31 protein-coding genes are annotated in these 24,908 nt (G+C 49.8%); 27 read left to right on the top strand and 4 right to left on the bottom strand.

Going from position 1 to position 24,908, the window contains the following annotated elements; all coding sequences use genetic code 11:
- Nucleotides 1-6 precede the first annotated feature (6 nt).
- From QUD54_RS03790 to QUD54_RS03715, 16 genes are all read left to right on the top strand, one after another.
- Nucleotides 7-1,260, top strand: a complete 1,254-nt coding sequence (locus QUD54_RS03790) for a nitrous oxide reductase family maturation protein NosD (protein ID WP_320051779.1) — start codon at nucleotides 7-9, stop codon at nucleotides 1,258-1,260.
- Nucleotides 1,257-2,057 carry a 4Fe-4S dicluster domain-containing protein gene (locus QUD54_RS03785; protein ID WP_286337630.1) on the top strand — a complete coding sequence of 267 codons (801 nt, stop codon included), beginning with the start codon at nucleotides 1,257-1,259 and terminating at the stop codon, nucleotides 2,055-2,057. The genes QUD54_RS03790 and QUD54_RS03785 overlap by 4 nt, the downstream gene beginning before the upstream one ends.
- On the top strand, nucleotides 2,050-2,613 hold the full coding sequence (locus QUD54_RS03780) for a c-type cytochrome (RefSeq protein ID WP_286337629.1): 564 nt from the start codon (nucleotides 2,050-2,052) through the stop codon (nucleotides 2,611-2,613). Before QUD54_RS03785 ends, QUD54_RS03780 begins: the two co-directional genes overlap by 8 nt.
- Complete coding sequence (locus tag QUD54_RS03775) at nucleotides 2,610-3,128, top strand: c-type cytochrome (RefSeq protein WP_286337628.1); 519 nt, start codon at nucleotides 2,610-2,612, stop codon at nucleotides 3,126-3,128. Before QUD54_RS03780 ends, QUD54_RS03775 begins: the two co-directional genes overlap by 4 nt.
- 32 nt (nucleotides 3,129-3,160) lie before the next feature.
- Nucleotides 3,161-4,072: a NapH/MauN family ferredoxin-type protein gene (locus QUD54_RS03770; protein WP_286337627.1), complete on the top strand. Its 912-nt coding sequence runs from the start codon at nucleotides 3,161-3,163 to the stop codon at nucleotides 4,070-4,072.
- Nucleotides 4,072-4,719, top strand: a complete 648-nt coding sequence (locus tag QUD54_RS03765; protein WP_320051775.1) for an ABC transporter ATP-binding protein — start codon at nucleotides 4,072-4,074, stop codon at nucleotides 4,717-4,719. Before QUD54_RS03770 ends, QUD54_RS03765 begins: the two co-directional genes overlap by 1 nt.
- Entirely contained in the window at nucleotides 4,706-5,158 is a 453-nt protein-coding gene (locus QUD54_RS03760; RefSeq protein WP_286337626.1) for a nitrous oxide reductase accessory protein NosL, read from the top strand. The genes QUD54_RS03765 and QUD54_RS03760 overlap by 14 nt, the downstream gene beginning before the upstream one ends.
- Nucleotides 5,159-5,255: 97 nt before the next feature.
- Entirely contained in the window at nucleotides 5,256-6,083 is an 828-nt protein-coding gene (locus QUD54_RS03755; RefSeq protein WP_286337625.1) for an ABC transporter permease, read from the top strand.
- Nucleotides 6,084-6,151: 68 nt separating this feature from the next.
- The gene (locus QUD54_RS03750; protein WP_286337624.1) at nucleotides 6,152-6,631 is read left to right on the top strand and encodes a nitrous oxide reductase accessory protein NosL; all 480 of its coding nucleotides are present in this window, start codon (nucleotides 6,152-6,154) and stop codon (nucleotides 6,629-6,631) included.
- 66 nt (nucleotides 6,632-6,697) lie between these two features.
- Nucleotides 6,698-7,897 carry a nitrous oxide reductase accessory protein NosL gene (locus tag QUD54_RS03745; protein ID WP_286337623.1) on the top strand — a complete coding sequence of 400 codons (1,200 nt, stop codon included), beginning with the start codon at nucleotides 6,698-6,700 and terminating at the stop codon, nucleotides 7,895-7,897.
- Between the two features lie 22 nt (nucleotides 7,898-7,919).
- The gene (locus QUD54_RS03740) at nucleotides 7,920-8,207 is read left to right on the top strand and encodes a hypothetical protein (RefSeq protein ID WP_286337622.1); all 288 of its coding nucleotides are present in this window, start codon (nucleotides 7,920-7,922) and stop codon (nucleotides 8,205-8,207) included.
- Nucleotides 8,204-9,373: an ABC transporter permease gene (locus QUD54_RS03735; protein WP_286337621.1), complete on the top strand. Its 1,170-nt coding sequence runs from the start codon at nucleotides 8,204-8,206 to the stop codon at nucleotides 9,371-9,373. Before QUD54_RS03740 ends, QUD54_RS03735 begins: the two co-directional genes overlap by 4 nt.
- A 13-nt stretch (nucleotides 9,374-9,386) precedes the next feature.
- Entirely contained in the window at nucleotides 9,387-10,055 is a 669-nt protein-coding gene (locus QUD54_RS03730; protein WP_286337620.1) for an ABC transporter ATP-binding protein, read from the top strand.
- Nucleotides 10,052-11,017, top strand: a complete 966-nt coding sequence (locus QUD54_RS03725; RefSeq protein ID WP_286337619.1) for a hypothetical protein — start codon at nucleotides 10,052-10,054, stop codon at nucleotides 11,015-11,017. Before QUD54_RS03730 ends, QUD54_RS03725 begins: the two co-directional genes overlap by 4 nt.
- Nucleotides 11,014-11,493, top strand: a complete 480-nt coding sequence (locus QUD54_RS03720) for a hypothetical protein (RefSeq protein ID WP_286337618.1) — start codon at nucleotides 11,014-11,016, stop codon at nucleotides 11,491-11,493. The genes QUD54_RS03725 and QUD54_RS03720 overlap by 4 nt, the downstream gene beginning before the upstream one ends.
- Before the next feature lie 12 nt (nucleotides 11,494-11,505).
- Nucleotides 11,506-11,775, top strand: coding sequence for a hypothetical protein (locus QUD54_RS03715; protein WP_286337617.1), 270 nt, complete (start codon nucleotides 11,506-11,508; stop codon nucleotides 11,773-11,775).
- A 4-nt stretch (nucleotides 11,776-11,779) separates the two neighbouring features.
- Here QUD54_RS03715 and QUD54_RS03710 read toward each other — a convergent pair whose 3' ends face one another.
- Together QUD54_RS03710 and QUD54_RS03705 are read right to left on the bottom strand one after the other, a co-directional pair.
- Nucleotides 11,780-12,994, bottom strand: a complete 1,215-nt coding sequence (locus QUD54_RS03710; RefSeq protein ID WP_286337616.1) for an NnrS family protein — start codon at nucleotides 12,992-12,994, stop codon at nucleotides 11,780-11,782.
- A 48-nt stretch (nucleotides 12,995-13,042) separates the two neighbouring features.
- Nucleotides 13,043-15,061, bottom strand: coding sequence for an EAL domain-containing protein (locus QUD54_RS03705; RefSeq protein WP_286337615.1), 2,019 nt, complete (start codon nucleotides 15,059-15,061; stop codon nucleotides 13,043-13,045).
- Between the two features lie 161 nt (nucleotides 15,062-15,222).
- Between QUD54_RS03705 and QUD54_RS03700 the strand changes: the two genes are divergently transcribed.
- The 6 genes from QUD54_RS03700 to QUD54_RS03675 are packed head-to-tail and all read left to right on the top strand — an operon-like array spanning nucleotide 15,223 to nucleotide 18,881.
- On the top strand, nucleotides 15,223-15,996 hold the full coding sequence (locus QUD54_RS03700; protein WP_286337614.1) for an energy transducer TonB: 774 nt from the start codon (nucleotides 15,223-15,225) through the stop codon (nucleotides 15,994-15,996).
- 13 nt (nucleotides 15,997-16,009) lie between these two features.
- Entirely contained in the window at nucleotides 16,010-16,534 is a 525-nt protein-coding gene (locus QUD54_RS03695) for a MotA/TolQ/ExbB proton channel family protein (protein WP_286337613.1), read from the top strand.
- On the top strand, nucleotides 16,534-16,920 hold the full coding sequence (locus tag QUD54_RS03690) for an ExbD/TolR family protein (protein ID WP_286337612.1): 387 nt from the start codon (nucleotides 16,534-16,536) through the stop codon (nucleotides 16,918-16,920). The genes QUD54_RS03695 and QUD54_RS03690 overlap by 1 nt, the downstream gene beginning before the upstream one ends.
- 31 nt (nucleotides 16,921-16,951) lie before the next feature.
- Entirely contained in the window at nucleotides 16,952-17,293 is a 342-nt protein-coding gene (locus tag QUD54_RS03685; RefSeq protein ID WP_286337611.1) for a hypothetical protein, read from the top strand.
- A 12-nt stretch (nucleotides 17,294-17,305) separates the two neighbouring features.
- Entirely contained in the window at nucleotides 17,306-18,409 is a 1,104-nt protein-coding gene (gene dapE, locus QUD54_RS03680) for a succinyl-diaminopimelate desuccinylase (protein WP_286337610.1), read from the top strand.
- A gap of 58 nt (nucleotides 18,410-18,467) precedes the next feature.
- A complete protein-coding gene (locus tag QUD54_RS03675) occupies nucleotides 18,468-18,881 on the top strand; it encodes a thioredoxin family protein (protein ID WP_286337609.1) in 414 nt (137 codons plus the stop codon).
- Here QUD54_RS03675 and QUD54_RS03670 read toward each other — a convergent pair.
- Both QUD54_RS03670 and QUD54_RS03665 read right to left on the bottom strand, forming a co-directional pair.
- Entirely contained in the window at nucleotides 18,856-20,301 is a 1,446-nt protein-coding gene (locus QUD54_RS03670) for a GNAT family N-acetyltransferase (RefSeq protein WP_286337608.1), read from the bottom strand. The two genes, QUD54_RS03675 and QUD54_RS03670, sit on opposite strands and share 26 nt — an antisense overlap.
- Nucleotides 20,302-21,498, bottom strand: a complete 1,197-nt coding sequence (locus QUD54_RS03665) for a M20 metallopeptidase family protein (RefSeq protein ID WP_286337607.1) — start codon at nucleotides 21,496-21,498, stop codon at nucleotides 20,302-20,304.
- 78 nt (nucleotides 21,499-21,576) lie between these two features.
- On the opposite strand from QUD54_RS03665, the gene QUD54_RS03660 reads away from it, so the two are divergent.
- The 5 genes from QUD54_RS03660 to proB all read left to right on the top strand — a co-directional run bounded on the left by QUD54_RS03660 (nucleotide 21,577) and on the right by proB (nucleotide 24,718).
- The gene (locus tag QUD54_RS03660; RefSeq protein WP_286338000.1) at nucleotides 21,577-21,966 is read left to right on the top strand and encodes a RidA family protein; all 390 of its coding nucleotides are present in this window, start codon (nucleotides 21,577-21,579) and stop codon (nucleotides 21,964-21,966) included.
- Between the two features lie 98 nt (nucleotides 21,967-22,064).
- On the top strand, nucleotides 22,065-22,373 hold the full coding sequence (gene rplU / locus QUD54_RS03655; RefSeq protein WP_286337606.1) for a 50S ribosomal protein L21: 309 nt from the start codon (nucleotides 22,065-22,067) through the stop codon (nucleotides 22,371-22,373).
- A 111-nt stretch (nucleotides 22,374-22,484) separates the two neighbouring features.
- Complete coding sequence (rpmA, locus tag QUD54_RS03650) at nucleotides 22,485-22,739, top strand: 50S ribosomal protein L27 (RefSeq protein WP_286337605.1); 255 nt, start codon at nucleotides 22,485-22,487, stop codon at nucleotides 22,737-22,739.
- A gap of 110 nt (nucleotides 22,740-22,849) precedes the next feature.
- Nucleotides 22,850-23,920, top strand: a complete 1,071-nt coding sequence (gene obgE / locus QUD54_RS03645) for a GTPase ObgE (RefSeq protein ID WP_286337604.1) — start codon at nucleotides 22,850-22,852, stop codon at nucleotides 23,918-23,920.
- The gene (gene proB, locus QUD54_RS03640) at nucleotides 23,921-24,718 is read left to right on the top strand and encodes a glutamate 5-kinase (RefSeq protein ID WP_286337603.1); all 798 of its coding nucleotides are present in this window, start codon (nucleotides 23,921-23,923) and stop codon (nucleotides 24,716-24,718) included.
- Nucleotides 24,719-24,908: the final 190 nt, after the last annotated feature.

Genomic DNA, 24,908 nt, shown 5'->3' with positions numbered 1-24,908 from the left:
GAGCGGGTGAAACGTGCGGTGTTGATGATGGTATCCATAATGGGACTGATGGCTTCGAACAGTTTGCAGGAGAATCTTCTGCAGCAAGCCATCGACCGTGCCGAATCGGGCTCCAAACTGGAGCTTCCGGCCGGCGAGTACCATGGAAACATCGTCATCGACAAACCGTTGATCATCGATGGAGTTGACCAAAAAGCCAAAATCGTTGGCGATGGAAATGGAACGGTTGTCACGATCAGGAGCTCCTACGTGACATTGAAAAACCTGACGATTCTGCACAGTGGGGAAGAACACGAAAGGGTCGATGCCGGTGTTTCCATCAAAGAGGCGGAGCATGTCACGGTCGACAACTGTAAAATTGACGACTGCCTCTTCGGTATCGATATGGAGCAGGTGCACCGTTCGCGGATAACGCGCAACTGGATCCGGTCGAAACCCTTTACGCTCGGTCTTCGGGGCGATGCCATTCGTGTCTGGTACAGCAACGACAACAATTTGAGCTATAACCATGTAACCCAGTCGCGCGATTTTGTCGTCTGGTATTCGCACGGCAACGTCATCGCCCATAACTTCGGAGAGTATGGCCGCTATTCGCTCCATTTCATGTATGCGGGGAAAAACGAAGTGCTCTACAATACCTATGAGCACAACTCGGTCGGCATCTTTTTCATGTATTCGCAGGATACCATCGCCATCGGCAATGTGGTTAAGAGCTCTTTGGGTACGACGGGGCTTGGCATCGGGCTCAAGGATGCCAGCAACTTTACCTTGAAAGACAATACCCTGATCTACTGTGCGAGGGGCATTTATATCGACCGTTCCCCTTTTCAGCCCGATCAGAACAATACGATCGAGGGCAACAAGATTCTCTACAATTCGGAGGGAATCCATTTTCACTCGTTGAGTATCTCCAACAATATCGTCGGAAATATATTCAAGGGTAATATCGAACATGTCGTCGACGACGACAAGGTGACGCTCCATTCGGTCAAGAATTTTTGGGATAGAAACTATTGGGATGACTATGAAGGATTCGATAAAGACAACGACGGCATAGGAGATACGCCATACAATCTCTTCTACTATGCGGATAAAATATGGCTTTTGAATCCGAACATCAAATTTTTCTACGCATCTCCAATTATCTCGATCATGAATTTTCTCGCCAGACTGGCACCGATTTCTCAACCGGTGATGCTGCTCAAAGACGCACATCCGGTCATGTATGAAAAAGATTTGGAAAAGGGGGTTGTTCAATGACACCTGAAGAGAAAAAACGACGCAAATTTATACAGCAGATGTCGGGACTCGGGGTACTTGGTCTTGTCGCTGCTGGAGGTATTCTAGGTGGGCCCTATCTGAAAGCGGCCGAGCCGAGACTGCGGCCGCCGGGTGCGGTGCCCGAAGAGGAGTATGTCGGCCTATGTATCAAATGCGGCCAGTGTCTACAGGTCTGCCCCTACGACTCGATTAAACTCGAAGATATCGACGGCAAAGCGGGTGTCGGAATGGCCTATATCGAACCCAGAGACCGCGGATGTTATCTTTGCGAAGCCTTTCCGTGCATTCTTGCCTGCCCGAGCGGCGCGCTCGACCACGAGCACGACAGCATCGAATTCATCCATATGGGCATCGCCGTCGTCCACGACCCGGACGGATGTCTTGCTAAGATCGGGAAGCCGGTGCCGGACAGTGCGATCGATAGAATCTACGAGCATACCAAAGTCATTACGCAAGAGGAGCGTCGAACCCACAAAGTCACGATCGATCCGAACGACCCGGAGAAGGTGGAGTTGCAAAAAGCGCTGCTGCAGAAGCTCGAAAAGCATCGGGGGGAAGAGGTGTGTACGATCTGTGCCGATTTGTGTCCGTTCCATCCGGATCATACACTGGCCATCGGCATGGTCGATGCCAAAGGGGGCGGAATGCTCCCTGAAATCCGTGAAGCGTGTAACGGCTGCGGTGCTTGTGTGGAGCTCTGCCCGGTTGACGTTATCAAGATCATTCCGCGTAAAACATACGCCGACATATATGGGGGAAAGGTAGAAAATGCATAAGTTTACAATGGTGGCGCTGAGTGCCGTGTTGATAGCCGGTCTGGCCGGCTGCGGCGAGAAGAAGAGCGAAGAGTCGAAATCGCAGTCACAACGGAGTGCACCACAGATCAAAGTGACGGCCGGAGCCGTCAAAAAAAGTGACGTTCAGCAGGAGTCGAAAGAGAATACGGGACAGTTCTACTACTCCTACAACAAAGAGAAAAACGCATCGGAAGAGGAGAAACGGCGTACGACACTCGATGCCTATCTCAATATCCGCTCCCCGTACGAGCGTGTGCAGATCGAGATGATGATCAACAAACTGAGCCGCGACTTCATCGTCAAATGTTCACCCTGTCACGACGATTACGCCAACGGTGTCATCGGTCCTTCGCTGTTGGACAAAGACGGAGATTTCATCTACAAAAGACTCTTGGCGTTCAAATCGGGTGAAAAAAAGAACGTTCTGATGAAGCAGCTGGTCGATCAGCTCGACGATGCGAAACTCAAAAGTATCGCGGACGAGATCGCGATATTCAACAAACAAATCCAGGAAATGAGAAAGGGTAGACAATGATTCGACATATTATCGCGGCGATTGCGACACTGCTCGCACTTTGGGCTATGGTTTTCATGTATCAGCTCGATCAGAAAGCGGAACGCTTCAGGCAGATACAGGAAATTATCGAGAAGTCGAAGCAGGAAGTGCCTGTGCAGAAGACGACACAGCCGATCCAACAGATCGAAGAGTCGAGCGTGGAAGAGCAGATGAAGAAAGAGGAAGACGAAGTCGCCAAGAAACTCAAGGCGCTCAGAGAGCGTGCGGGAAGTGCGATGGCGTTCAAAGTGAGTCCGCTCTACAAGCAGAAATGTTCATCCTGCCACGGGGTCAACGGTGAAGGCGCCATCGGGCCGAGCCTTATCGGAAAGAGTGAAGCCGATCTTTACAAAGCGTTGACCGATTTCAAGAGCGGCGTGCGCAAAAACTATGTCATGTATGGGCTTCTCGCCAAAATGTCGGATGCCGATTTGAAAGCGTTGAGTGAAGAGATCGCGACGTTCGAAGAGAAACTGAAAGCGGCTGCCGAGTAGCGTGAACCGTTCCATTAACAAAAGGATAGAGAATGGATAGATATAACAGTAGTATTCGCGATATCATCCGTGCCCCATTTTTGTCCACCTTCTATTACAGGACGAAAACGGGTAGCGTTCGTCCAACCTGGCGTTTTTGGCGTTGGATGAGCGTCATCGTCATCAATATCGCGTTTTTTATATCGTATCATGTCGACGTGCAGCTGCTCGAAGGGACGATGAACGGTTCGAGGCTTTTGGGGTTCCACCTGATCGATCTCTTTACAGCCATCGAAACCTGGGCGGCGACGCACGTGATCCACACCAATATGATTATCGGTTCGGTCACGATCGCCGTTTTTTACCTGCTGGTCGGGGGCAAGTCGTTCTGTGCATGGGCATGCCCATACGGCATCCTCAGCGAAATCGGTGAACATATCCATCAAAAGCTGGTGACGAAAAAGATGATCAAAGAGCGGAACTGGGACCCACGCATCCGTTTCGCGTTCTGGGCCGTCATCATCGTGGTGACGTTTATCGACGGTTTTTTGATCTTCGAAGTGGTCAACCCGATCGGGATTTTGAGCCGCTTTATCGTCTATGGGTGGAGCCTGGCGATCGTCTGGGTTCTCGTGATCCTGCTTTTCGAAATCTTCTACTCACGACGTATGTGGTGCCGCTACATCTGTCCTGTAGGAACGACCTACAACCTTCTTGGATGGATCAGCGCGACGAAAGTGCAGTGGGATATGGACAAGTGCGACCACTGCGGCGCTTGTTTGAACGCCTGTTTCGAAAATCATGTGATAGAATTCATCAAGCCGAAATATGACAAGGAGCGGAAGGAGAAGGGTGTCACGAAGCAGATTGTCGTCAATGGTGACTGTACGCTTTGTGCCCGCTGTTTCGACGTTTGTCATACCGATGCCTACAACTTTACATTCCGATTGAAAGATTTGGTCTGATGAAAAACATCGTCGAAGTACGCAACGTTACAAAAAAGTTCATGGGTGCCAAAGTGCTCGATGATGTCTCTTTGCAGATACGGCTCGGCGACAAGGTCGCGATGATGGGCCCCAACGGTGCCGGGAAAACGACACTCGTCCGTTCGATTCTCGGATTCTACCATGTCGACAGCGGATCGATTCGTGTCGAGGGGTATGACCCGATTGTCGCACGGGTGGACGTGTTGAGACATATCAGCTTCATTCCTCAGCTTCCGCCACCGGTAAAGCTGAATATTTCGGAACTTCTGACCTATGTCGAGCGAAGCACCGGCACGGCAAAGGAGGAGATCGTTTCGCAGGCCGATGCGATGGAACTGGATGTCGAAAAACATATGGCAAAACCCTTTTTCAAACTCTCCGGCGGCATGAAGCAGAAACTTCTCATCGCGATCGCACTGGCGAAAAAGAGCCGGCTTCTCGTATTCGACGAACCGACGGCCAACCTCGATCCCAAAGCGAGAGACCACTTTTACCGGCTTCTCTCTTCGATCGATTACGACCATTCCACCATTTTCATTACCCATCGCGTGGAGGAGATCGAGGGATTGGCGAACAGAAAAGTCTACATGGATCTTGGAAAGGTCATGGAAGATGAACCGATTTAAAGCGCTTTTCGCACTCTTGATCGGCACATGGCTGGTGACGACGTTCGGAGGGTGTGAGAAAAAAGATTGGCGTCAACCCGAAAAGGTGCACTGGGACCGTGATATGTGCGAGCGGTGCAAAATGGCGATCAGCGAGCGCAAATACGCCGTCGATGTGGTCGATCCGAAAACACACAGACACTATAAGTTCGACGATATCGGATGTGCGATTTTGTGGTTCGAAGAGGAGCATCTGCCCTGGGGCGATCAGGCGATCATCTGGGTCAAGGATGCCAAGACGGGAGCGTGGATCGATGCGAGAAAAGCATGGTACTCGACCGACAAAATCACACCGATGGGGTATGGGTTTACCGCCTATAAAAACAAAGAGGATGCCGGAAGCGGCGAAGTGATCGACTTCGATGAGGTCAAACGGCGTGTCATCAAGATAGGACGATAATGAAGCAATCGTCGATCGTTTCTCTCGTCGACGACGAAGCTTCAGTGAAAGGAATTTCTTTGGGGACGTGTTCACAAAGAGAGGAGATATTTAATCGATGAAAAATATTGGATTGATAGCCTACCTGGATATCAAAGAGAGCCTGCGGGCGAAGTGGTTCTATGTCTATGCCTTCGTATTCGGCGGACTGATGGGGCTCTTTTTCATCAGCGGCATTACCGATGCCGTGGTGATGGGGTTTACGGGACTCAGCCGCTTGCTTCTCGTTTTTATGCAGGTGACGGTGATCATTTTGCCGATTTTCATCCTGATCACCACGGTAAAATCGATATCGGCCGACCGTGAGAGCAATGTACTCGAATATATGCTTTCGTTTCCGATCTCGCTAAAAGCCTACTATTGGGGCAAGATCCTCGGCCGTTTCATGACGGTCTTTCTTCCGGTCATCATCGCACTCTTTATCGGCGTGGCGTGGGGGCTTACCAAGGGAGGCGCACTGCCATGGGCGATGGTGTTTCTCTATTCCGGACTCATTTTTTCGATCTGTACGGTGTTTCTGGGGATCGCCTTTTTTATCTCGACACTCGTCAAGTCCCACGATGTCGCACTCGGGCTGTCGTTTACCGTCTGGATTCTTCTGCTCGCCTTTATCGATGTCGCGCTGATCGGGCTCATGATGCAAAACAGAGTGCCTGACGGCGTGATTATCACAATCGCGATGCTCAATCCTCTGGAAGCGTTCCGTATCGGGGCGATCGCGCTTTTCGATCCGGAGCTGACTGTGATCGGGCCCGTCGCATACTATCTTCTCGATACACTGGGCCATACATTCCTGATGGTCTATGCGATTCTCTATCCGATTGTCCTGGGTGCGATATTTGCATTGCTCGGGTACGTTTCGTTCAGGAAAAGAGACCTGCTGTAGAAGGTGTAAGGCGCGAGTGCGGGGCAATGTCCCTCAAATTTTGAATGAGTGAAGAAAGAGGAGGTTGAATGAGACGAATATTTTTGGCACTGTTGCTGATCACGTCGGTTATGTTTGCGGCCGATAGTGCCTGGGGCGACAAACCGAACGAGCGTGATCCGGTCTATCAGCTGATGATCGACAAATTCCCGAAGTTCGAAACCGAGATGATTCTCAAAAACGGAAAACATATCCGTTTTTGCTGCGTCAAGGCGATGATGAATTTCTATTACCACCCTGAAAAGTATCCGGAGTATGGGGTGAAAGATCGGACCGAAGTCGACAAGATGTACGTCAAAGACTATCTCGGTGGTGAAAGGGTTCCCATAGAAAAGGCATGGTTCGTTTTCGGAAGCCGCCTCACAGGCCCCCATGGGGATGACCTGATTCCTTTTTCATCCAGAACGAAAGCCGAACTCTTCGTCAAAAGATACGGCGGAACTCGGATTATGGATTTCGATGAAATGGGCAACAAAGGATACGGGCTGATCCGCTATCTCGATATGTGACTTAACGCGATATTAACATCGGTTGGGTAAGATTTTCCATGAATACAATGAAATGGAGTTGAAGAGATGAAAAGATTTGTAGTGCTGATCGTAACGGTGCTTTCGCTGACGGCGATGGCATCGGCCGCGGGTTTCAGCAAGATGGCGGAGGGCAAACCGCAGTTGATTCAGTCAGGGCCGCAGAAAATGTGGTGTCCGGTGTGTGGCATGAATCTGAAGATGTTCTACAAAACTTCCCACGCGGCCGTTTTGAAAGACGGCACGAAAAAACAGTACTGTTCCATACGCTGTCTTGCCGCCGACTGGCCCAATATAAAAGAGAATGTTGAAAAGATTCTCGTCGTCGATGCAAAAACCGGAGAGTTGATCGATGCGAAACGGGCCCGTTATGTGGTGGGTTCGAAAATCAAAGGGACGATGAGCATGACGAGCAAAATCGCTTTCGCAAAGCTCGAAGATGCCGAAAAGTTCCAGAAAAAGTATGGTGGGAAGATCGTAGATTTCGATGCGGCTTTCAAGATGGCGCAAAAGGCGTTGGCGAAAGATTCGATGATGATCGCCAGGAAGAAGCAGACCAAAATGTATCCGATGGGTGAGAGGATCTACAAAAAAATGTGTCAGCCGATCGATGTTTCCAAATTTGCACACATCAACGATCTCAAAGCGGCGATTAGAAGTGAAAAGCTCTGCAAACCGATGAAGGAGAAGCAGCTGCAGGCGGTGGCGCTCTATCTTTGGGATGTCAAAGGCGGCCATGCCGACGATATGATGAAAGGGTGCCGCTGTGACATGAATAGAGGCCGTATGCCGGGCTGCAAAGGCAAAATGGGTGCGGCACAGCCGGCTGCAGGACCCGACCTGAGCAAGCAGGAAAAATGCCCGGTTTGCGGTATGTTCGTCTACAAACATCCCAAATGGGCCGCGTTTATCTATTACGAAAAGAATGGAAAACTGGCACATCTGGCGTTCGACGGTGTCAAAGATTTGATGAAGTTTTACTTCGAACCCGAGAAATGGGGCGATTACGGGGATATCAAAAAGCATATCAAAAAGATTGTCGTGCGTGACTACTATACACTCAAGCCGGTCTGGGCGAAAGCGGCGTGGTATGTCGTCGGCAGTGATGTCTATGGGCCGATGGGGAACGAATTGATCCCTTTCAAAACGAAAGCGGCGGCGGAGAACTTCATGAGAGACCATCACGGTAGGAAAATTCTCCGTTTCGATGAAATCACGAAAGAGCTCGTCTACAAACTGGATGAATAGGCGTATCGGACACTTTTCGGTTATGAGTGCACTGCTCCTGTCTGTGATGGTGGGAGAGATGCTCTATTTCGAAGCGGAAAAGAGTGTGTCGAAAGCGACTGTCGCTACAAAAAATGCGTTTGTCGCAATGGTACAGCTTCCGGATCTCAGTGTCGCGACGGAAGCGAGGTTTATCCGTTTTCGTTCCCTCTCCGATCTCTACTCTCCGTTCAATGAGGGGCCCGAGCTTCTGGACTATTTTCCAGCATCGTTCACCTATGCACCTTCCCATATCGAAAAACTGGTACCATCGAGGATCGTCGGCCAATGAAAAATCTATTTGCATTCGCACTCAGCTCTTTGATGCGGCGAGGAAGCAAGAACCTTTTCATTTTCGTTATTTTCGCGCTGATGATCTTCATTCTCGCATCGATCTTCATGATCACCCATTCGCTCAAAGTCGAGATGTTCACGACACTCGAAGCGTTGCCCGATATTACGGTACAGCGCGTCGTAGCCGGTAAGCAGACCGACATCGAAGCCGACAGAAGCGAAACCATTGCCCGGATATTCGGCGTGAGCGACGCGATACCCAGGGTCTGGGGTTATTACTATTTTCCGAAAGCCGGAGTCAATTTCAGTATCGTCGGAGTCGAAGCGTTTGGAAAACAGTATAAAAAAGAGCTCGATATGGTAGCCGACACCTATGCGGAGGGGCTGGTCGAAGAGGATACGATGATCGTGGGCCAGGGGGTTTACGAAACGCTGAAACGGAACTTTTTCAACGACTACTTCTATTTCGTCAAGCCCGACGGGGAGTTGACGAAGGTGACGGTCGGAGGTGTCTTCAAGCCGGCGACGACGCTCGAGAGCAACGATATCATCGTGATGGAGAGCTCTCTGGTTCGGGATATTTTCGGAATGGAAGAAGGCGCGGCGACCGATATCGTCGTTCATGTGGCCAACCCCGAAGAGGTGGCGACGATCGCCAAAAAGATCGGTGAACACTATCCCGATACCCGCGTCATCACCAAAGAGGATCTGCGCATCAGCTACCAGAACGTCTTCGACTACAAAAGCGGCATCTTCCTGGCACTCTTCATCATCGCCATCTTCACCTTTTTCATCATTATCTACGACAAAGCGAGCGGACTCAGCAGTGAGGAGAAACGCGAAATCGGCATCCTCAAAGCGCTGGGCTGGAAGATTGGCGACATCCTGAATGTCAAGTTTTTCGAGGCTGCCGTCATCTCCGTGGGTGCCTATTTTCTGGCCGTGACGCTGGCGCTTGGCTACGTCTTCGGCCTCGGCGCGCCGTTGATGCGGGATCTGTTTATGGGCTATTCGGTGCTCAAGCCTCCCTTCGATCTGCCCTTTGCGCTCGACGGTGGGACGCTGGCGCTGATCTTTTTCACGACGGTCCCGGTTTATATCGCCGCGACGCTGATTCCTTCATGGAAGGCGGCGACACTTGAGGCGGATGAGGTCATACGATGATGATGGATTATGAATGATTGAAGTCAAAAATGTAACGAAGGTTTTTAATCAGGGTAGGCCCAACGAGATGACGGCACTGCGGGATGTCTCCTTCGAAGTGGGGGAGAACGAGCTCGTCATTTTGAAAGGGCCCAGCGGGAGCGGGAAGAGTACGGTGCTTTCGCTCATCGCGGCGCTGCAGAAACCGACCTCGGGGGAGGTGATCGTGGAGGAGACGCGGGTGTCGAAACTTCCCGACGATTTCGCTTCGCTCTTTCGGCGCGAAAAGATCGGCTTCATCTTTCAGAAGTTCAATCTCATTCCGACGCTTTCGGTGTTCGACAATATCGTGACACCGCTGATTCCCGAAAAGCTGAGCGAAAAGGAGCTCGAAGCGAAGGCGGAGCGGGTGATGGAAGAGTTTTCGATCGCGCACAAGCGGGATGACTTGGCAAAAAATCTTTCGGGCGGGGAGCAGCAGCGGGTGGCGATCGCCAGAGCGCTCGTGAACGATCCACCTATCATTCTCGCCGACGAGCCGACGGCGAATCTAGATGCGAAACTGGCAGAGCGGTTTTTGGAGTATGTGAAGCGTATCAAGGAAGAGGGGAAGACCATTCTCATCGCGACGCACGACCCGCTCTTTTTCGATCTGCCGATCACCGACAGAGAGATCACACTTCATAACGGAAGGGTCGTGTGAACCTTTTGAGCCCCGATGTCATCGCCATTTTACTGCTCGATGGCATTTTGTTTCTTTTTGCGCTCATTGCGCTTGCCATTTCGGTACAGATCGTCCGAAAGTGGGACCGAAACGCCACGACGCCGCTGCAGTACGCACTCGAAAAACGGGCCTATCTGGTTGCGACGATCATCGAGTATATCTTCTACCTCAAACTGCCGCTCTTTCTCTATTTCATCTATACGCTCGACAACCTTTCCAACATCCTGCCCGGCGCCATGTGTGCGGCCGGGGTGACCAACGCCACCGTCTACGGCCTGCCGCTTTTTGTCGTCAAGATTCTCGACCTCTACCTTTTCGGATTCTGGATCGTTCTGCATCGCATCGACATGAAAAAACCGGACTACCCCTTTACGAAGATGAAATTCTGGTTTTTCATCCTGATCTTTCCGTTCTTTACCCTCGAAGTCGTGCTGGAGGCGCTTCACATGGGAGGTATCAATCCCCACGTCATCGTCAGCTGCTGCGGAACGCTCTTTTCGGCGGCCAAAAGTTCGGCAGTATCGGCGTTCATCACGCTTCCGACTCCGCTCATTCTCGGGCTGTTCTATGGAAATTTCGTATTGATCGCAGTGGCATGGCTTTTTAAACGCGCTTTCTGGACGGCGCTTTTCAACCTTCTTTTCATTCCTGTCGCGATCGTCTCTCTCATCGCCTTCTTCTCGACCTACGTCTACGAAATGCCGCACCACCACTGCCCCTTCTGCCTTTTGCAGAGCGACTACCATTATGTCGGCTATTTCCTCTATACCTTTCTCTTTGGTGGAACCTTTTACGGCATCGCCGCATGGATCGCGGAAAAGTTGGGCTATGGTACGGTACGCGGATGGCTGAATCGGTCGATAGTTTTGGACACTTTATACCTCTTTGTTGTATCATACTACCCGATAAGTTTCTATCTGAAAAACGGAGTCTGGCTATGAGATGGATCGGTCTGTTTCTTTTGTCGCTTTTCATTCTGGGCGGCTGCGGTGACAAAGGCGGAAATGTCGGTATCAGAAGCGAAAATGGCAAACCCGTCGATTTCAAACCCGGCAGCGTTACCTGTCCGCAGTGCCATATGGATCTCAAATCGATGATCGACAGTGCCGAACTGGTACGAAAAAACGGGGAGGTGGTCGTCTTTGACGATCCTGGCTGCATGGTGCTCTGGATGGAGGCGCACCATGTCGACCCCTCACACGTCAGACTCTGGGTCTACAGCAGAGACATGCACCGCTGGATCGATGCGACGAAAGCGCACTATTCACAAACCGATCCGACGCCGATGGGGTATGGCTTCGGTGCCTACGAAAAACCGGCGAAGGATCGCATACCTTTCGAGGAGATGCGACTGCGTGTGCTGCGTGGTCTGACGCTCAAAGACCCGAAAATCAGAAAAAAATTACTAGGATATTAAAGGAGTCAACGAATGGAGTTTCAATCGGTCATCAAAGCAAAGCCGCTGGGCGGATGGTATATCGAACTAACCGAAACGGCAACCGGAGAGACGGTCGTGTGTGACAATCTGGACGAATATATGGAAAAGATCGAAGAGATGGGGCGCGACTACGGTCCCGGCATGCAGGTAGCATGGAGTGTCGACCCGACGGTCGACAAAACGATCATGGATGTCTATGTCCTCGAGATACGCGGTTTGATGCAGAAGTATCAGGATGAGACAGGTGTGGCAGAAGGGTAAACTTTTACCCCTCTGTTTTACCCCTGAACAAAACGGGGCCGAATTTGATGCCCCAGGCAATGAAAAGAACCGTCCAAAGTGTTGCGGCAAGATCGAAAAGCCAGAAGAGATCGAGCCCGAGACCCATACCCAAAGAGTAGAGAAACCTCACCAAAACCACCGCTTCTGTTAGCCAAAAGAGCCCCACCGATATCTTGTCAGCATGTGGAACCTGTCCGGAGTGCCCCAGTGTCACGCGCGTACCGAAACCGATCAGAATTGTGGTGACAAACCCGATCGCGACGAGGTGCATCCCTGCAAAAAGGAACGACGTCTGAAACCAGAGTTCCGCCAATCTGCTCACCGCATCGATCAAAAGTCCCGCCGGAAGCCAGAAGAGTCCCAGATGCAGCACCCACAAAATTGCCGGAGAACTGAAAACAGGCAGTTTCCAGCTTAGAAACTCTTTGAGCAGGTAGCCCGCCAAAACCAATGTCACGACAATGTCGAGTGCGTTCAATCCGAAGGCGAACGATGCGGCTTTGATCGCCAGCATCGAGTAGACGATGGGGACGAATCGCTGCGGTTTGTCTGCTATGACATGGCTGAAAAAGGGGATCATCCGCTGTGCGACGGTAAACGTCAGAAAAATCAGGTAGAGATAGATGCCGATGCCGACGGCGAGAGGCTGCCAGCCGAAGTGGATATCGAAGGTATCGTAGATGATTCCAACAACGAAAATCAGATGGGCGGCAAGGCCGGACGCGTGTGCGACAAGCAGCCAAAAGGGATCGGACTTTTCCGGTGAACCGCCAGCTTGGTAGATGAGTCGGAAATTGCTTATTGCGAAGAGGTGGCCTGCAAAGAGCGTCAAAACTCCGATAATTGCAAGTGGTGCAAAGAAGAGGGCACCGAGAATAAAGAGCAGCGCACCAGCCTCATAAAGGAGGAAGAGTCGAGTGTAAATAGCGTAAGGTACAGGCTGTGTCATACAAAAACGGGGAAACGTCGTAAGCAGAAAGCCATGAAAAAAATGGCTGAAGACGATAAAGAGCATCGTATAGGCATGAAAAACGGTCGGGCCCAGCCCTAGCGGGAGAATGCCTTTGAAACCGAGCATAAACGGCAGCATCGTGACGATGGCCCAGACGATTCCCATGAGAAAAAATGGCTGATGAGGCTGAGAGAGAAAATATGTAAAAGTTGAATGTTCCGATTTTTCGGGTTGAAAAGTACGCACGATGATTCCTTGAAATTTAAAATGTAATTGTAGCAGATTGCAAACTATCTAACCGGTATCTCTTTTAAAACCGACGGATAGCGGTGTATGGCGCGTATTGTCGATTAAAATCTCTTCAAGGGGTTTGGGTTTGGAAATATGATAACCCTGGGCGAAGTCGATGCCGATCGCGCGTACTTCCCGATAGATCGATTCGCTCGAGACATATTCGGCAACCGTTTCAATGTCATAGGTCTTGGCAAGTTTTTGGATAATTTCGACAAACTCTTTCGAATCGGGGTCGGTATCGATTTTGCTGATGAACGAACCGTCGATTTTGAGATAGTCGATCCGAAGTTTCAGGATCTTCGCAAAGTTGGAGTATCCCGATCCGAAATCGTCGATGGCGATCTTTACGCCATACTGTTTGACACGCTGAATGAATGCACGGACATCTTCATAGTTTTTCGTCTCCTCCGATTCCAGCAGTTCGAGTGTCAGATGATCGCTGTATTGTGACATGGCCAGGCGATCGATGATATAATCCCTTATTGGAAGATGGTGGATATCGTCTGCGGAGAGATTGACATTGAGATGCAAACCATATTTTTCTATGGCATCCATCGCTTTTTCAAAGATGCTTTTTGTAATCTTCTCGTAAAGTTTGATCTGTTTCGCCAGCTGCATGAATTGACCCGGTGGAATCACATTTCCCTCTTCATCGATAAGTCGTGCCAGAACCTCGTATTTGACGATTTTGCCGCTGGATGTCTCCGCAATGGCCTGAAAATAGGGGACGATGCGCTTTTGTTTGATGGCACTGCTCAAAACTTTCGTCATCGTGATGTTTTCCAGATAGTGGTGGGTGCCGATCAGGGCTTCGCTGTAAAATACGAGACTTTCATTGGAACTTTTGGCCTGGCGAAGCGCCATATCCGCTTTGTTGAGTGCTTGTTCCTCGTCGATGGCCACACCCATCGAAACTTGCAGAACGAAGTTTCCGTTGCTGTCGGTGTAATGAAACTCTCTGACAAGCTGTGCCACCTGTTTCATCATTGCCTGGAACGTTCCTGAAGTCTTTTTATTGGGTTCCACAATCGCGAACTCGTCACCCTGCAGATGATAGATTTCATACAGATAAGGAATGGTTTGACGAAGGTAGGCTGCATACTCCTGAATGATCCTGTCTCCCACTTTGGCACCGAAAAGATCGTTGTAGGAGCGGAAATGGTCGATGTTGAAAAGTGCGATGGATGCAGTGGGGAACTCCCCGAGTTTTTTGATGAAACTCAAACGGTTGGGAAATTTCGTGAGAGGATTTTTCATCAGATGGTCCAATGCCTCTTCGGTACGTCGTTTGACTTCGTCTTCGAGTTTTTCGGAATAGTCCGTCAACGCTCTGTTCGCTTCGGCAAGCCGTTTTTGAAAATCTTCACGCTCTTCCAGGTACTTTTTCAGTTTTCTGTTGATGGTGTTGACTTCCTGCAGTAGAAAAAAGAGTAAAACAAGGGTCGAAACGGCGAGTACAGCAGCGAGGTAAAAGGTGTTTGTAATGCTCTTTTTCTCATTTTCGATAAAATCGTTGAAGTGACTGTCGAGATATTTTTTCAATGCGTCGAGGTTCGCTTGGAAATTGGTATAGGTGAAAAGATAGTCCGAATAGAGGTGTTCCAATCTCTTGTCCCTCTTTTTCAGACTCTTCAGCAGCTTTTCATGCTTTTTCTCGAACACCTTCCACTCGTTCTTCAGTGAAAGAATCTGCGCTTCATACGTTTTTCGATCCAAAAAAGCGATATCGTTACTCAAAAGCGATGTAAACTGTTTCGATATCTCTTCATGGTTGTACGGTAACCGCCGTTCGACTTTCAAAGCCTCTTTTGTGATTGGTATGAGCGTTCGCATCGCATCGTGGTGGAGCTCGCTCAGTAGAAGGCCCAATTTGAAAAGAGGCTCGAGGATTTGTTCGTTGTATCTCTCGACATGTCGATTGAGCTCCATCGAGCGCAAAATGGAGTCGATAAGAAACGCTCCGGAGATAAAAAAAGAGAGAAAGATGATTAAGAATCTTGCAGAAATATTTTTTGTCATCTATTTACCATTATAATTAAAAGTGTATTTATTTTATAGAGATTGCACTTAAAGTGCGATAATATTCATTTTAAAGTCTATTTTAATTTTTGCCTAACCTCTTTTGTATATAATCACTGTTTCAACCGAAGCAATGGGGGTCGAGATCAAAGGCAGGTACGGTGTTTGACGAAAAATATGTAGGGCGCTATCTCTTCTTTTCCATTTTGATTACCGTCGTCGTTGCCGAAGCGTTGATTCTGCTCTATGTTCATCTCGAGCCCGCTTCACAAAAACCTGTGGTAAAAGAGCGTGCTGTACGTTTGCGGATTGCATCGGAAAAAGAGGTCTGCAAACCGAAGCCGACATTGAAACCGGTACCACAACAGCGGCGTCCGAAGCCTCTTGCCAAACCCGAGAAGGTCAAACCAAAACCAAAGCCGAAGCCGAAGCCGAAGCCGAAACCACGGCCCAAACCGAAACCCGAAGTCAAACCTCTTCCGAAGCCGGCCGATGAAGTCCGCAAGAGTGTCGCAAAAAAAGTCGACAAGAGTTTCGAACCGACAATAGAAAAACATGAAGCACCCGTTTCCGCTCCTTCGCCTACCCCTATGGCGAAAAAGCCGTCCGTATCGGCACAGAAGCTCGATCTGGAAAAGCTTGAACGACAAAAGGCCGAATATCTCAAAAAGGTGCGACAGATGATCGAGAGAAAGAAATATTATCCGAGGATTGCGAAAAAACTTCGACAAACCGGTGAGGTTGAGGTACAATTTGTCATTCAAAGAGACGGCAGTGTTTGCTGCGCCAAAGTGGTTCGGGCTTCGAAATATCGAAGACTCAACCGTGCGGCACTCAAAACGGTGAACGAAATTGGAACATTCGGTCCGCTACCGAAAGTTTTTGATGAAGAGCGGCTGATACTCACCGTGCCGATCAACTATCGATTGAAATAAAACAGGAAATGTCATGAGTCTGATGGAGTATATCGAATCGGGTGGTGTCATCATGGAGGTTCTTATCGCCATGAATACCCTGGGCGTCGCCATAATGGTCACCAAAGCGATACAGTACTGGCTCTACAATGGAAAGATAAAAGTACACGCGCATGCGATTGTCGAAGAGTTTTCGGCGATAGGATCGGGAGAGAACGAGACTGTTTTGCTCGTTATCAAAGAGTTGTTGCAGAGCCGCCTGAAAAGGCTTGAAAAAGGGATGCCGACAATCAAGATCGTTGCGACGACAGCGACACTTTTCGGATTGCTTGGAACGGTCATCGGTGTTCTGATGGCCTTTGAAGCGATCGCAAAAGTCGGAATGGGCGATCCCTCGAGTTTCGCGAAGGGTATCTCGATGGCACTTGTGACGACGGTGGGGGGATTGATCGTCGCGATTATCCATACGATCGGTTACAACTACCTGATCGCCTATCTGGACAGGATCGAAGCGAATCTCGAAGCGGAACTTCTTTTCCACTTTTACGGATCGAAGTGATGAGACGAAGAGAGTCCCTTACCCTCGATATGACACCGCTTGTCGATGTCGTATTTTTGTTACTGATATTTTTTCTGGTCACTTCGGTTTTCAAAAAAGACGAACTGGCACTTCTTCTGAATCTTCCGGAAGGTAAAGAGGGGGGTAAAATGGTCAAGAAAAAAGAGGCGATCATAGAGATGAACAGAGACTCGCTGGCATTCAACGACCATACGGTGGATTTCAAAAAACTGGATGAAGAACTCTCCCGGATCGAAGAGAAGAGCCTACCGGTCATTGTACGGATCGACAAAAAGGTTGAGTATGAACAGATTATCAAACTTTTCGATCTTTTGAAAAAGCATGGGCTCAACAATCTGGCACTGGTTGAAAAAGCTGCGCAGTAATGCTACAATCGATCAAAAAGAGGAGGGGAACATGAAGAGAGTGACAACGCTTTTGCTGTTTACGACACTCATATGGCTGGGGGGATGTACCCAGGAGACGCAGAACAAACTGGGGCGGGCGATGCAGAACTGGACCGGCACCGACGGTGTTCTCGATATTTATGAAGGAGGGAAGCTCGTGATGCGTTTCATCAAGATCGACAAGCTTTCCACGGCAAAGGGAACGGATGACGGTACGCCGCGCCAATACCGTTACGGCTATGGCTATCTCGATAAAAACTTCAACTTCAAAAGAGACGAAGGAGAGAAGAAGCTCTATTTCGAAATCAGCAACTTCACGCCCTATATCTTTTATGAAAACCCTGAATATTGAGAAGGTTCTGCAGTGCATAAACTCGATACGATAGAACTCTTCGTCAAACTTCTCTCCTACCCTTCCGTGACACCGAACGACGAGGGGGCGCTGACATTCATTCGGGACTATCTCGATGGCTTCGAGGCGGAGTGGATCAACAGGGTCAATGTCAAGAACCTTTTTCTTTACAAAAAATTTGGAGAAGGTCCGCATCTTTGTTTTGCAGGCCATATCGATGTCGTCCCGCCGGGTGACGGGTGGGGGAGCGATCCGTTTGTACCGAAGTTCGAAAATGGTTTCATCTATGCCCGCGGTGCTCAGGATATGAAAAGCGGTGTGGCGGCGTTCGTACAGGCGTGTCGTGAAGCCGAACATTTCAACGGAACTTTGTCGCTGCTTTTGACGAGTGACGAGGAGGGTGATGCGAAGCATGGAACGATCGAGGTGCTGAAATATCTCGAAGAGAAAAACTTTCTGCCCGACTACGCGATTGTCGCCGAACCGACCTGTGAAGAGGTATTTGGCGATGCGATCAAGATCGGCCGGCGCGGTTCGATCAACGGGATTATCGAAAAGATCGGAAAACAGGGGCATGCGGCCTATCCGGAAAAGGCGGTCAATCCGATCCATAAGGTGGCGCAGGTGCTTCCGTATATCGCCGGCGTCGACCTGGACGAAGGGGATGAGTTTTTTGCCCCGAGCAAATTCGTCATCACCGACATTCGTGCCGGTATGGAGGTGACGAACGTCACACCCGGGAAACTGAAGATGATGTTCAACGTCCGCAACAACACCAAAACATCCAAAACCGATATCGAGAGTTTCGTCGACCGCTATTTCAAGGACATGAACTACATTCTTACGTTGAATCAGTCGGCTGCGCCTTTTATGACGGACAAGGCTTCCAAAATCGTCAAAGCGATAACCGCTGCGATCAAAGATGAAACGGGTATCGATACGAAATACTCTACCGCCGGAGGTACGAGCGATGCACGGTTTTTGGCCGAATTCGGCGTCGATGTCGTCGAATTCGGTGTCAAAAACGATACGATCCACGCACCCAACGAGCGAACGACTCCCGAAGAGGTAGAGGGGCTTAAGCGGGTCTTCGATGAAGTAATTAAATCATTTTAACTCCACAAACATTCCACAAACATTCTTTAAAATAAGAAAAAATCATAGAGGGGAATGAATGAAGAAATTGTTGATACTCTTTTTGACACTTGCCGGATTTCTGATGGCGGAAGTGAATTGGCAGCCAAATTACGATGCAGCCAAGGTGGAAGCGAAAAGAATGGGCAAGCCGATGCTCGTTCTGTTGGTGTCACATACCTGCCGCTGGTGTCGAAAACTGGAGAACAGAACACTGCAAAACCCCGAAGTAGTTACTTATATCAATAATCATTTTGTGCCGGTTATCGTCTACCGGGAAAACCTGGATTTTCCCGATTTCATCAAATCTCCGATGGTCCCGACAACATTTTTTTTGACATCGAACGAAAAGATGCTTATGAAACCGGTTGCGGGCTATTGGGAACCGGATGACTATATGAGTGATTTGACGATGGCGATACGCCGGCTCAAAACGCGTCGAACTCGGCAGTGATGACATCGAGCAGTCGATGGCAGAAATCCGAGTGGCAGACGATCTGCCGCATCTCCACATTATCGCTGTTCGGCATTTGAAGCCGCAGGTAGTCATCACTCCCTTTTCTGAAAAAAAGTATACCGCTGAAGACAAACCCCTCCTCTTTTAAAATCTTTACCGCTTCATCGACTCGATTGCACTGCATCAGGTTGATATCGGCGTAGATCATGTCGACATGCTTTTTGTAGAGAAGATGGAGGTAATGGCGCAAGGTATGGGTGAAGTCGCTGCAGATTCTGTCGATAATCAGGGTGCCGGTCTGTGTATAGTCACTCAACTCATACCCGATAAGATTGAGCGGAGGTCTCTTTTTCACTTCGGGCGTCGTAATTTTCAGATGATTGTTCGCATAGATCGTCTCGACGAGATTTTTGTACGCTTTGGGTACGAAAATGGCCCGAGTCTCCGTCTTGTTCAGAATTTTGTAGCCGACAAGTACGGCAGCACGCTTTTGGGTTCTGACGGCGTTTGGATCGGTCAGGGAGACGGTGTTGGGGACGATGCCGAGCAGAAGGGCGCTTTCACCGAAGCCATGATGCAGATTTGCCCGCTGGCTAAAAGGATGCAGCATCAGTGCCTCTCCGAAAATCGCATCGAGACCCATCTCTTTCGCACGCTGCTGGATGCGCCCGAGCATCGCGTTCATGATACCCTTGCCTTTGTACTCCGGATGAACGACTGCGACGCCGATTTCCGCGATGTTGGAGTCGGATATTCTGACCAACGCGAAGTGCCCGACGATTTTACCCTCTTTGGTCTGGGCCACGATGGAGGCGATTTCACCCTTTTCGTTGAGCTCACGGATCCGTTTGGGATAATAGAAGAGCGACTTGTAATAACTGTAGGTATAGTTGTTGTAAATGAGCCGGCTGATCGCTTCCTCGTCTCCCGGCTCAAAATCGCGGATCTGTATCGAGGCAGGCTTCAACGAAGCGGGAGACTCGTCTTCGAGATCGGAGTAGGGCCGGAAAACCATCTCTTCGAAGTCGATCGGATGTGATTTGAAAACTGTAAACGACTTTCCTTTTTTTCCAAGATTGACAAAGCGGAGTTCGTCGACATAATGCCGAATTCTTTTGAGCCCTCCTTCGTTTTCAGAAGCCATATAGCGGTCGAAATCGAAAGGAAGCCCCATATCGTGAATGGTGATCTCGATGCCATGCGACAGAAAATGGATCTCGATGTCGATCGGCCCGTTCATATGTTTCGGATAGGCATGTAAAACGGCGTTGTAGAGGAGTTCTCTGCTCGCATCGATGATTTCAATCGTATCTTTTTGACCGATCTGTGCCAGCTGTGCAGCCTCTTTGATGAGGTTGAGAGTCAGAGGAATATAGCGTTTGTCGTTGGGAATGGCGAGCGAGACAAGATGCCTCATCTACTTTTTCCTCATTTCATCGAGGGCTTTGACGGCGCTGAGCGACAAAATTTTTATGCCGATCGCGAGAGAGTCGTCGTCGACGTCGAAACGGGTGTTGTGTTGCGGTACACAGGTGCCTTTGGCTTCGTTGCAGATTCCGAGGCGGAAAAAGGCTCCCGGCACGATCTGAAGATAGCGTGAAAAATCTTCGCCGCCCATGACGGGATCGACGAGATCCACAAGCCCCTCTTGCCCGACGACCTCTTCGGCAGCGGCTTTGACGATATCGACCATATGATCGTTGTTGGTCAGTTCCGGTGGGCCGAATTCATACCTGAAGTGATACTTCGCATCCATCGCCTCGCAGATTCCCTTGATCGTCGTCTCCATCATCTCCGGGATCTTTTTGCGAACCGATTCATTGACGGTCCGAACCGTTCCGGCAACCGTGACGAAGTCGCAGATGATATTGGGCGCCTTGCCCCCTTCGATCTTTCCCATCGAGATAACGGCCGGATGCAGCGGGTCGATACGCCGGCTGACGATATGGTTGAGCGAGTTGATCGCCATGGCTGTCACAAGCACTGCGTCGATTCCCTCGTGCGGACGCGCGCCGTGGGCGGTTTTGCCGTAAATGTCGAAACTGAACGTGTCGGCGGAAGCCATCATGACGCCATATTTGTAGCCGATTTGACCGGTTCTCAGGTAGGGGTAGGCATGCAGGCCGAAGATGGCGGCGACCCCATCGAGTGCACCATCTTCTATCATCTGGTTGCTTCCACCTTCGAGTACCTCTTCCGAAGGTTGGAAGATGATACGGACATTGCCCGGCAGACGCTCTTTGAAGCGGTTCAGCACGAGGGCACATCCGAGCGCGATCGCCGTATGGGCATCGTGTCCACATGCATGCATGATCCCCTCTTTTCTGGAAGCGTAGGGTTTGGCACTGTTTTCCGGCATGGGCAGGGCATCCATATCGCCTCGAATGGCAACTGTGGGAAGTGCCGGGTCTTTGATGATATCCGCAACGACACCGTAATGCTTTTCGAAAGTTTTGAAAGGAATGCCTTCCGCTTCGAGGATGGCTCGAATGAGTAGACGTGTCTGCTGTTCCTCTCCTGAAAGTTCAGGATTTTGGTGAATGTCGTGACGAATCTTTATAATTTGGTCGAATATGCCGTCTATCTCTTTTCGTATCGCTTCTTCGAGTTTCATGAAAGCCTCCTTGTTTTTAATAATAGTACCCCTCATCTTAATGTATAATAATCCTCAAAAACGAAAGGCATGAATATGATGAAAACAATCCAAACAGGCGATGCACCACAGGCGATCGGCCCTTATTCACAGGCGATGAAAGTGGGTGATTTTGTCTTCACATCCGGACAGATCGCTTTGACTCCCAATGGCGTGATGGTCCAAAACGATATCGAACTTCAGACGGCACAGGTGATGAAAAACCTCAAAGCGGTTCTCGAAGCGGCGGGCAGCAGTCTGCAAAATGTCGTCAAAACGACGATTTTCCTGGCGGATATGGATGATTTCGCCGCTGTCAATACCGTATACGAAAAATGGTTCGACGCTCATAAGCCCGCGCGCAGCACCGTTGCGGTCAAAACGTTGCCCAAAAACGCCCTGGTCGAGATCGAGTGTATCGCTTTGGTCGAAGCACCGATTCCCGACTGAAATAGCTGTGCCTATTAAACTATTCTTAAATATACTATGGGTATAATTCGCCACTAAAATCGTTTGGCATACTTGACAAACAAACAGAAGGAAACGGCATGACAGCAATTATCAAGCATGGCGGCAAGCAGTACAAGGTCAGCGAAGGCGACATCCTCTGCCTCGATCATATGGGCCTCGAGCCGAAAGCCAAAGTTGAAATCAAAGAGGTATTGGCTGTCGACAACGACGGAGACCTCAAAATCGGTACACCGTTCGTCGATGGCGCTGTTGTCGAAGCGGAAGTGATCAACGAGGGTCGTGAAAGAAAGATTGTCATCTACAAAAAACGACGTCGTAAAGATAGCAAGCTCAAGCGTGGCTTCCGCCGAGATTTCACTCGCGTACGCATTACGAAAATCGCATAACTCTTAGGGAGCAAAGCCACGCTAGCGTGGCGGGACCGCTGCCGAAGCGGAGACAGCGTTAGCGCTAGGTAAGCGTACTTTGTTCGATTACCGTAAAAAAAGGAGATAAATATGGCTCACAAGAAAGGTCAGGGTTCAACCCAGAATAACCGCGATTCAGCGGGTCGCAGATTAGGCGTCAAGAAAATCGGTGGACAGGAAGTCATCGCAGGCAATATCATCTATCGCCAGCGTGGCACGAAAATCCATCCGGGCAACAATGTCGGTATGGGCAAAGATCATACGCTTTACGCACTCATCGACGGTGTCGTCAAGTATGAGCGTAAAGACAAGCATCGCAAAAAAGTTTCTGTCTACCCCGCATAATCTTCTCATTTTTGACGGCATCCATACGGTGCCGTTTTTCTTCCCAACTCTTTTTGACAAATCGATAAAAATTTGATATTTTATATCAAAAAACTTTAAGGCAATAGTATATGTTTGTAGACAGTGTAGAACTGAAACTCAGTTCCGGAAAAGGTGGGCAGGGGTGTTCATCGTTCAGACGTGAAAAATTTGTAAACAAGGGCGGTCCCGACGGTGGCGATGGCGGACGCGGCGGCGATGTTTGGTTCGTCGTGGACAAAAACACCGATACACTCTCCCATTTCAAGGGAAAAACGCACCTGAAAGCCAAAAACGGGCGGCCCGGCATGCCGAGAAAGTGTGCGGGAAAAACGGGCGAATCGCTCTATGTCAAAGTCCCGCCCGGCACGCAGGTCATCGACCAAGAGACGGGTGAACTGCTTCTCGACCTGACGGAAGATGGCGAGAAGGTGAAGTTTCTCGAAGGTGGCAAGGGCGGCCTGGGCAATGTCCATTTCAAGTCCTCCACCAACCAGCGTCCCACCTATGCACAGCCCGGAAAACCGGGGGAGGAAAAAGATGTGCGGCTCGAACTGAAGCTGATTGCCGATGTGGGCCTTGTCGGTTTCCCGAATGTCGGCAAGTCGACGCTCATCTCGACCGTCTCGAACGCCCATCCGGAAGTGGCCAATTACGAGTTTACGACTTTGACACCGAAACTGGGCGTTGTCGCGATCGACGACTACCGCGCATTCGTCATGGCCGATATTCCCGGTATCATCGAAGGGGCAAGCGACGGAAAAGGCCTGGGTATCGAGTTTTTGAAGCATATCGAACGGACCAAGACGCTTCTGTACATGATCGATGCGGCGAACTATCGTGACGTGGCACAGCAGTATGAAGCCCTCAAGAATGAACTCGAGCGTTACAGCGAAGAGCTGGCCAAACGCCCCTACGCCATTGCATTGACGCGTATCGATGCGATGACACCTGAAGAGGCGAACGAAAAGATGGGCGAGCTTCTCGAGGCATTGGGACTGAAGGCCAACGATGGGCTCGGACAATACGGCATCGATGAGAATTATCTGGGATATCGAAACGAAGAAGGGAGAAATCCGCTCTTTGTCATACCGATATCTTCGGTGGCCAATATCAATATCCAACCACTGATCTTCGCGCTTGCAGACGTGATGGGCAAATAGATGAAGCGCATCGTCATCAAAGTGGGCAGTGCCGTACTCACGGAACAGAACAGGGTTGTCAGAGAACGGATGGCAGCTCTGGTCGATCTGATTGTCAAAGTCAGGGAAAAAGGGATAGAAGTTATCCTCGTCAGTTCCGGGGCCGTTGCCGCTGGCTATACGCTCTGCAAACTCGACAAGAAGATTGTGGCCAATCGTCAGGCTCTCGCTTCGATCGGCCAGCCGAAACTGATCTCGATGTATCAGAAGAAGTTCGGAAAGCACGATGTCGTCGTTTCGCAGATCCTTCTGACGGCAGACGACTTCGACTCCAGAAAGCGGACCTATCATGCCAAATGCGCGGTGGAGACGTTGCTGGAACAGGGCATCGTACCGATCATTAACGAAAATGACGTGACGGCGACCGAAGAGCTCGTTTTTGGCGACAATGATCAGCTTTCCGCACATGTGGCGCACTATTTCGATGCGGAACTTCTGGTGATCCTTTCGGATATCGACAGCTATTACGATAAAGACCCTCGTAAGTATGAAGATGCCAAACCGCTCAAAGTGGTTCGGGAGATACCGAAAGAGTCGTTGGAAGCGGAGTGTACACCCCATGGAAGTTTCGCTACGGGTGGAATCGTGACGAAGCTCAAAGCGGCGGACTTTTTGCTGAAACGTGGCCGAAAAATGTTTCTTGCGAGTGGATTCGAACTAAAGGATGCCTATGCATTTTTGATCGATGAAGTGCATCGGGGAGGAACACTGTTTTTGAAGCGTTTCGATGAAGCGGAGGAGGGAGTGGAGACGGCATAGGCTGATCTGTTTTCTGTTTCGCCTCTTTCTCTTTCCCTCCACATTACACCTTCTCGACGACAGACTCGTTTAAGTTTTTTGTTAACGAATTTGAACCAACCCCTTTTGGGACTTATTATTTCATATAATGTGACGATATCCTTGATAGGAGGAAGTACTTCTCCCCTCCGAGAGATTTGGCCGAAAGGAT

It is taken from the genome of Hydrogenimonas cancrithermarum (assembly GCF_030296055.1).
Lineage (GTDB): Bacteria > Campylobacterota > Campylobacteria > Campylobacterales > Hydrogenimonadaceae > Hydrogenimonas > Hydrogenimonas cancrithermarum.
This window is presented reverse-complemented; position numbering and strand designations above follow the sequence as displayed.